Genomic DNA, 6,265 nt, shown 5'->3' with positions numbered 1-6,265 from the left:
ATTTCCTCGAAGCGCCACTTGACCAGCCCGTGCCCGGTCAGGCAGTACACGTGCCCGTTGTCGGTGCTGTAAACGACCTCGGGTGCGCCATCGCCATCAAGGTCACCCACGGCCGGAGGGCCCACCCGGAAACGATCCCCGTAGAAGCGCCACAGGACCTCGCCCCGAGCGCTGAGGCAGTACAACCACCCGTCATCCGGCCCGAATAGCACCTCCCGGCCCGGCGCAGGGTGCACGTCGGCCACGGCGGGGCTCTTGAACTCCCCGCCCGGGGAACCGGTACTGAATCGCCATCGCTCCTTCCCCTGGCGGCTCAGGCACACGACGTCGCCCTGAGAAAGCACCACGATCAGCTCCATCGCCCCATCGCCATCCACGTCTTCAACCGTGACCGGGGTGGCGATGTCGCCATCGAGCGTGGTTTCCATCACCACCGACCCGTCTCCGTTGAGAACCATCACCTGCCGCCCGTTCGCGATCGCCACCCCGGTGGGCCGCGCCGCGTTCGGGTACAGAGTCGGCGCGCAGAAGTAGGAATCCGATTCGCGAACCCACTTGACCGTCTGCGCCCATGCGCCGGCCATCACGCTGGTGGCAAGCAACGACGCCATCACCAACTGGAATGCTCTTCTCATTACCCGTTCACCTCATTTCGCGCGTCCATCCGCGCTCATGCGCGCACGGCGGCATGACTTGTCTGGGGACTCCCTTCGGCTCGAGCCGGGGCCTATCCTGCCTGCCGCAACCGGCATTGTGGGGCGAGGACCGAGATGGCACCGTGGGCTGCCGCGCCCTTACTGCCGCACCGAATGTCAAGCCACCGGCGACCGCGGCGGTGTACGCCCGGTGGCGCATCTCCCCTCCCGGCGAGCCGTAGGGCTCCACCGCGTGGTGGCGCTTTCGCCACTGCTCCACCGGCGCCTCCACCTCCAGCAGCATAGCAGGAGCTCCGCTATTGCGAGAACGACGACCCTGACAGGGGCCAGTTTGACACTCGGGGCGGGGAAGGATAGAATGACGCGCGAGAGGCAACGGCGGGGGCGGACCGCCAAGCCGGGCACACATGAACCCCAAGCGCGAAGAGAGCAGGTCGGTCCTGGAGCGCGCCCAGGAAGCGCTGCGCCGGGCCGATCCGGAGGCGGTGGCGGCCCGCAGTGGCGCCGAACTCGAGGGGCGCGACGGCGAGGCCGTCTTGGTCCTACGGCTGCTCGATCAAACACTGCACATGACCCACCCGCGTCTGCAGGTCACGCGCGCCGATGGCAAGCCGTGCCCCGCATGGCAGACGCACCTGCTGACCTACTACCTGTCGCTGGCCGACGGTACCCAACCGGCGGGGACGTGGGTGGCGCTGCGCGACCTGGCCGACGGCATGTTCTACCAGAGGGCGTACCAGGGCTACAGCGGCGACGAGCTGGTGCGCCGGTTCGGCAATGACCTGGAGCCGCTGCGCAAGGCGTGCCGCGCGCTCGCAGGGGAGGCGCTGAATACCGGCGACGCGGGGTATCGCTTCCGGGTCTTGCCGCGGGTGTGGCTGGCGGTGGTTTACTGGCTGGGCGAGGATGCGATTCCGCCGTCCGCGCGCGTGCTCTTCGACGCCGCCATCCGGCACTACCTGCCCACCGATAGCTGCGCGGCGCTGGGGGGTTGGCTCGCCCGTCGCATCGTCAAGCAATGGGCGATTGATCAACGGCTCGGGGACCTCCCCGAGGCAGGCAAACCCGGCCCGGTTGACGAACCATGCCAGGGGTAGGAGCACAGCCATCCAGAGGCGGGTAGGAAGGTATGAGCGCACGTATCCCCATAGACCGTGAACGCCTTGCTGCGTTCTGCCGCCGACATCACATACGTCGCTTGGCGTTGTTCGGGTCGGTGCTGCGCGATGACTTCGGGCCGGACAGCGATGTGGATGTGCTGGTGGAGTTCGCGCCGGGGCACGTGCCGGGGTTTGCCTTCATCTCCATGCAGACGGAACTGTCGGAGATCCTGGGCCGCAAGGTTGATCTGAACACGCCGGGGTTTCTGAGCCCGTACTTCCGGGACGAGGTGCTGCAAGCGGCAGAGGTGCAGCATGCCCAGGCGTGATTCAGCCGGGTCTCACCATACCGGGCGGGACCTTGCCTGAAGTCGCGTTTTGCGCCCCGGTCAATCGGGGCGCGCCCAGGATAGGATGCCCACCCCGCGCCCCCCCGGCAGGTGAACCCGCCCCCGCTGACGAACTAGATTCCCTCGTGTCCCAGACCATCTTCATCGGCGCCGCCTGGCCCTACGCCAACGGCCCCCTGCACCTGGGCCATGTCGCGGGGGTCTATCTGCCCGCCGACATCTTCGCCCGCTACCACCGCGCCCGCGGCAACCGCGTGCTCATGGTCTCGGGCAGCGATATGCACGGCACCCCGGTCACCGTCCGCGCCGATCAGGAGGGCGTGACTCCTGCGGAAATCGCCGGGCGCTTCCACGACAGCTTCGTGGACACCTGGAACCGGCTCGGCATTACCTGGGACCTCTACACCCACACCGAGACCGAGAATCACGCCCGCGTCGCGCACGACATTTTCCTGCGGCTGCTGGAGCGCAACCACCTGCACCGCGAGCACATGGAGGCCTACTACTGTCCGCGGGACGAGCTCTTCCTGCCCGACCGTTATGCCCAGGGAACCTGCCGCTTCTGCAGCGCGGAGACCTCGCGCGCCGATCAATGCGAGGCCTGCGGGGCATTGCTCGAACCCGCGGACTTGCTCACACCCCGCTGCCGTCGGTGCGGCAGCCCGGCGGAGACCCGCCGCACCGAGCACTTCTTCCTCGACCTCGACCAGTTCGAGCCGCCGCTGCGCGAGTGGGTGGCCAAACAGACTCACTGGCGACCGAATGTCCGCAACTTCACCGCCAACCTGCTCGACCAGGGCCTGCGCCCGCGCCCCATCACCCGCGACCTGGCATGGGGCATCCCGGTGCCGGTGGAGGGCTTCGAGTCGAAACGCATCTACGTCTGGTTCGAGGCGGTCATGGGCTATCTGTCCGCGAGCAAACAGTGGGCGGCGGAGCAGGGCGACCCCGAGGCTTGGCGCGAGTTCTGGAGCCCGCAATCGGCGCACCGACCGCCGACGCGCTCCTACTACTTCATCGGCAAGGACAACATCCCGTTCCATACCATCATCTGGCCGGCGATGCTGATGGGCTACGACCCAAAACTGATCCTGCCCTATGATGTGCCGGCCAACGAGCACCTGACGCTGGAGCGCCGGCCCTTCTCCACCAGCCGCAAGTGGGCGATCTGGGCGCCGGACTTCCTGTCGCGCTACGAGCCCGATCCCCTGCGCTATCTGCTGTCGGTCAATATGCCGGAGAGCAGCGACACCGACTTCTCGTGGGGTGAGTTCGTGCGCCGCAACAATGACGAGCTGCTGGCCAACTACGGCAACTTCGTGCATCGCGTGCTGACCATGACCGTGCGCAACTTCGCGGGCCAGGCGCCGCCGGCAGGCAGCCCGGGCGAACCCGAAGGCGAGATGCTGGCGCGGGTGCGGGAGACCTTCGCCGCCGTCAGCGACGAGCTGGAGCACTGCCACTTCCGCGCGGCGATCGCGCAGGCGATGGAGCTGGCCCGCGCCGCCAACCGCTACCTCGACCACCGCGCGCCGTGGCACCAGATCAAGCAGGAGCGGGCGGCGGCGGCCACGACCCTGTACACCGGGCTGCAGGTGATCTCGGCGCTCAAGACGATTTTCTACCCGTTCCTGCCGTTCTCGTCGGAGCTGGTGCACAGGATGCTGGGCGCGCAGGGCCAACTGGGTAAGGACGATTGGCGGGTGGCGCCGGTACCGGCGGGGCGGCCGCTGGCGGAGCCGCGCCCGCTGTTTCGGCGGCTGGAGGAGAGCGTGATCGAGGAGGAATTGCAGCGCCTTGAAGAGCGAAGCGCCTGAGGATGAGGGAGTCGGCACTGCGCGCGCCGTGGGCGAACGGGAGATCACCGACGACCTCGACTTGCTGCTGAGTGTGCTGCCGGTACGTCTGCGGGAGCGCCTGGTGCGACATCCCGATTTGGCGCAGCTGCTGGAGGTGGTGCTGGATCTAGGGCGCGAGCCCGAGGCGCGCTTCTCCGAGCAGGTGATGTCGCTGGCGGCGAAGCCGGTAGCGCGCGAGGACCTGGACTACGTCGTCAGCCGGGTTGGCGAATTCACCGCCGACAACCGTGCCGGCATCGAGCGCACCCTGCATCGCATCTCCGCCATCCTCAACCGTCACCGCAAGGTGGTGGGCCTGACCTGCCGCGTCGGGCGCGCGGTCTACGGCACCATTGACATCATCCGCGACATCGTCGAGACCGGCAAAGGCATCCTCCTGTTGGGGCGCCCCGGCATCGGCAAGACGACCAAGCTGCGGGAGGTCGCGCGCGTGCTCGCCGACGACCTTGACAAGCGCGTGATCGTGGTTGACACCTCCAACGAGATCGCGGGCGACGGCGACATCCCCCACTCGGGCATCGGCCGCGCGCGGCGCATGCAGGTGCCGCACCCCGACCTCCAGCACGCGGTCATGATCGAGGCGGTGGAAAACCACATGCCGGAGGTCGTCGTCATTGACGAGATCGGCACCGAGGCCGAGGCGCTGGCCGCCCGCACCATCGCCGAGCGCGGGGTGCAGCTCATCGCCACCGCGCACGGCAATACCCTGGACAACCTGCTCATGAATCCCACCTTGTCCGACCTCGTCGGCGGCGTCCACGCCGTCACCCTGTCCGACGAGGAGGCGCGCTTCCGCGGCACCCAGAAAACGGTGCTCGAGCGCCGCGCCCCGCCGACCTTCGACGTCGTCATCGAGATCGTGGATTTCGACGAGTTGGCGATCCACCACGACGTCGCCGAGACGGTTGACCTGTTCCTGCGGCGCTCGCCGCTCAACCCCGAGATCCGACGGCGCTCGCAGAGCGGCAAGGTCGAGACCGTCGCGCCGCCGCGCACGGCGGCGCCGCCCGAGCCCGCGGGTGAGTTCTTCGATTACGCGTACGCGCGCTCGCGCGCGCCGGTGACCGACGGCGCCCTGCGCATATTCCCCTACGGCATCAACCGGGGCAAGCTCGAGCGCGCCATCCGCGACCTCGAGCTGCAGGCGCGCCTGGTCAACAGCCTCGAGGAGGCCGACGCGGTGATCGTGCTCAAGGCGCAGGAGCGCCGCGCGCCGCACCTGGTGCAGGAGGCGGCCGCCGCGGGGAAGCGGGCGCATGTGCTGCGCGCCAACACCCAGCATCAGATCATTGCCGCGCTGCAGGAAATCGCGCACCTCTCCGGGCGCGGGCCCGAGCAGCTCGCCCTGCGTGAAGCGCAGCAGGCAATCGAGCGCGTGCTGATGACCTCGGAGCCGGTGGAACTGGCGCCCCGCGAGTCCTGCCTGCGCCGCCTGCAGCACGCCCTCGCCAACCAGTACCGCCTGCAGTCCGAGAGCGTGGGCACGGACCCCCGCCGCCGAGTGCGGATATCGAAGGCCTAGATCGTCCCCCGCCGACTTATCATCCCCCGCGCGGGACCGCGCCGAGGGCCCCTGCCTGGGAGCCTCCCCAGCCACGGCGGTGACGGAAGGGCAGCCGCCCGGACCCTTCGCGGCTCCGCGTCCGTCATCGCAACCAGGCTGGAGGCGACGCCGCGGCTCACCACTCCCGGCGAAGCATGGCACCTTGCAGCAGCGCGGTGACGGCGGCGCCGCAGACCGACGCCTCGAGGTCGCGCCGATCGAAGTAGCTGTCGGTCAGCTCCTTGGCGGTAGCTGCCAACACGCCCGCAGCGAAGCTGCGCCAGCAGCGGTCGGCGCCGACATGGTCGTCAAGCGAATAGGCCATGCTGGCGGCGGCGGCCCCAAGCTGATAGTGACGCTGCCATTCGGCCCCCTCACCGGTGAGCAGGCGACCCACGGCGAGGCCCGCGAGCCCCGGCGGCGCGGTCGCGCGCACCGCGCCGTCACGCGCTTGGGCGAAGTCCACGCGCAGGCAGACCTCGAGCCCCTGCTGCTGCACCGGCCGCAACAGGTTGGGCATCTCCTGGGTCCCTGGCCCCGCGGCGGCAGGCAGCAACGGCGTGAGCCCCGCGAGCACTCCCACTTCCGGTTCCGCGGCGGCGGCACGTCGAAAGGCTGTTGATGCACAGGCAATATGTCCCCTTAACTGCAAAGCGATTATGTCCCCTTAGGCGATCCTGGTGCCCTTGATGATTTGCCCGGGTCCCGCGCGGCGCACCGGCCCCACGCGCAGGCTGGAGGGGGTGCGCTCCCGCAA

The 6,265-nt window shown here is 68.8% G+C and carries 6 protein-coding genes; 4 read left to right on the top strand and 2 right to left on the bottom strand.

Annotated elements, in window-relative coordinates; translation table 11 throughout:
* A partial coding sequence (locus VM221_08830) for a PQQ-binding-like beta-propeller repeat protein (protein HUT74917.1) occupies window positions 1–635 on the bottom strand: 635 nt, incomplete at its 3' end.
* Window positions 636–1,063: 428 nt separating this feature from the next.
* Between VM221_08830 and VM221_08825 the strand changes: the two genes are divergently transcribed.
* The 4 genes from VM221_08825 (at window position 1,064) to VM221_08810 (ending at window position 5,487) form a co-directional block, all read left to right on the top strand.
* Window positions 1,064–1,753: a DUF3786 domain-containing protein gene (locus VM221_08825; protein HUT74916.1), complete on the top strand. Its 690-nt coding sequence runs from the start codon at window positions 1,064–1,066 to the stop codon at window positions 1,751–1,753.
* 32 nt (window positions 1,754–1,785) lie between these two features.
* A complete protein-coding gene (locus tag VM221_08820; protein ID HUT74915.1) occupies window positions 1,786–2,085 on the top strand; it encodes a nucleotidyltransferase family protein in 300 nt (99 codons plus the stop codon).
* Window positions 2,086–2,231: 146 nt separating this feature from the next.
* A complete protein-coding gene (metG, locus tag VM221_08815; protein HUT74914.1) occupies window positions 2,232–3,923 on the top strand; it encodes a methionine--tRNA ligase in 1,692 nt (563 codons plus the stop codon).
* Between the two features lie 28 nt (window positions 3,924–3,951).
* Window positions 3,952–5,487 (top strand): R3H domain-containing nucleic acid-binding protein, encoded by a 1,536-nt coding sequence (locus VM221_08810; GenBank protein HUT74913.1) that lies wholly within the window; start codon window positions 3,952–3,954, stop codon window positions 5,485–5,487.
* 157 nt (window positions 5,488–5,644) lie between these two features.
* Here the strand turns inward: VM221_08810 and VM221_08805 are convergent, their stop codons facing one another.
* The gene (locus VM221_08805) at window positions 5,645–6,028 is read right to left on the bottom strand and encodes a hypothetical protein (protein HUT74912.1); all 384 of its coding nucleotides are present in this window, start codon (window positions 6,026–6,028) and stop codon (window positions 5,645–5,647) included.
* Window positions 6,029–6,265 lie beyond the last annotated feature (237 nt).

This window comes from Armatimonadota bacterium, from assembly GCA_035527535.1.
GTDB lineage: Bacteria > Armatimonadota > Hebobacteria.
The sequence above is the reverse complement of the archived record's forward strand: the minus strand, read 5'-3'. Positions and strand labels throughout refer to the sequence as shown.

Excerpts from the sequence above, each read along its gene's own strand:
- VM221_08805 (HUT74912.1), bottom strand. The coding sequence starts at position 6,028 with ATGCCCAACCTGTTGCGGCCGGTGCAGCAGCAGGGGCTCGAGGTCTGC.
- VM221_08820 (HUT74915.1), top strand. The coding sequence starts at position 1,786 with ATGAGCGCACGTATCCCCATAGACCGTGAACGCCTTGCTGCGTTCTGC.
- VM221_08825 (HUT74916.1), top strand. The coding sequence starts at position 1,064 with ATGAACCCCAAGCGCGAAGAGAGCAGGTCGGTCCTGGAGCGCGCCCAG.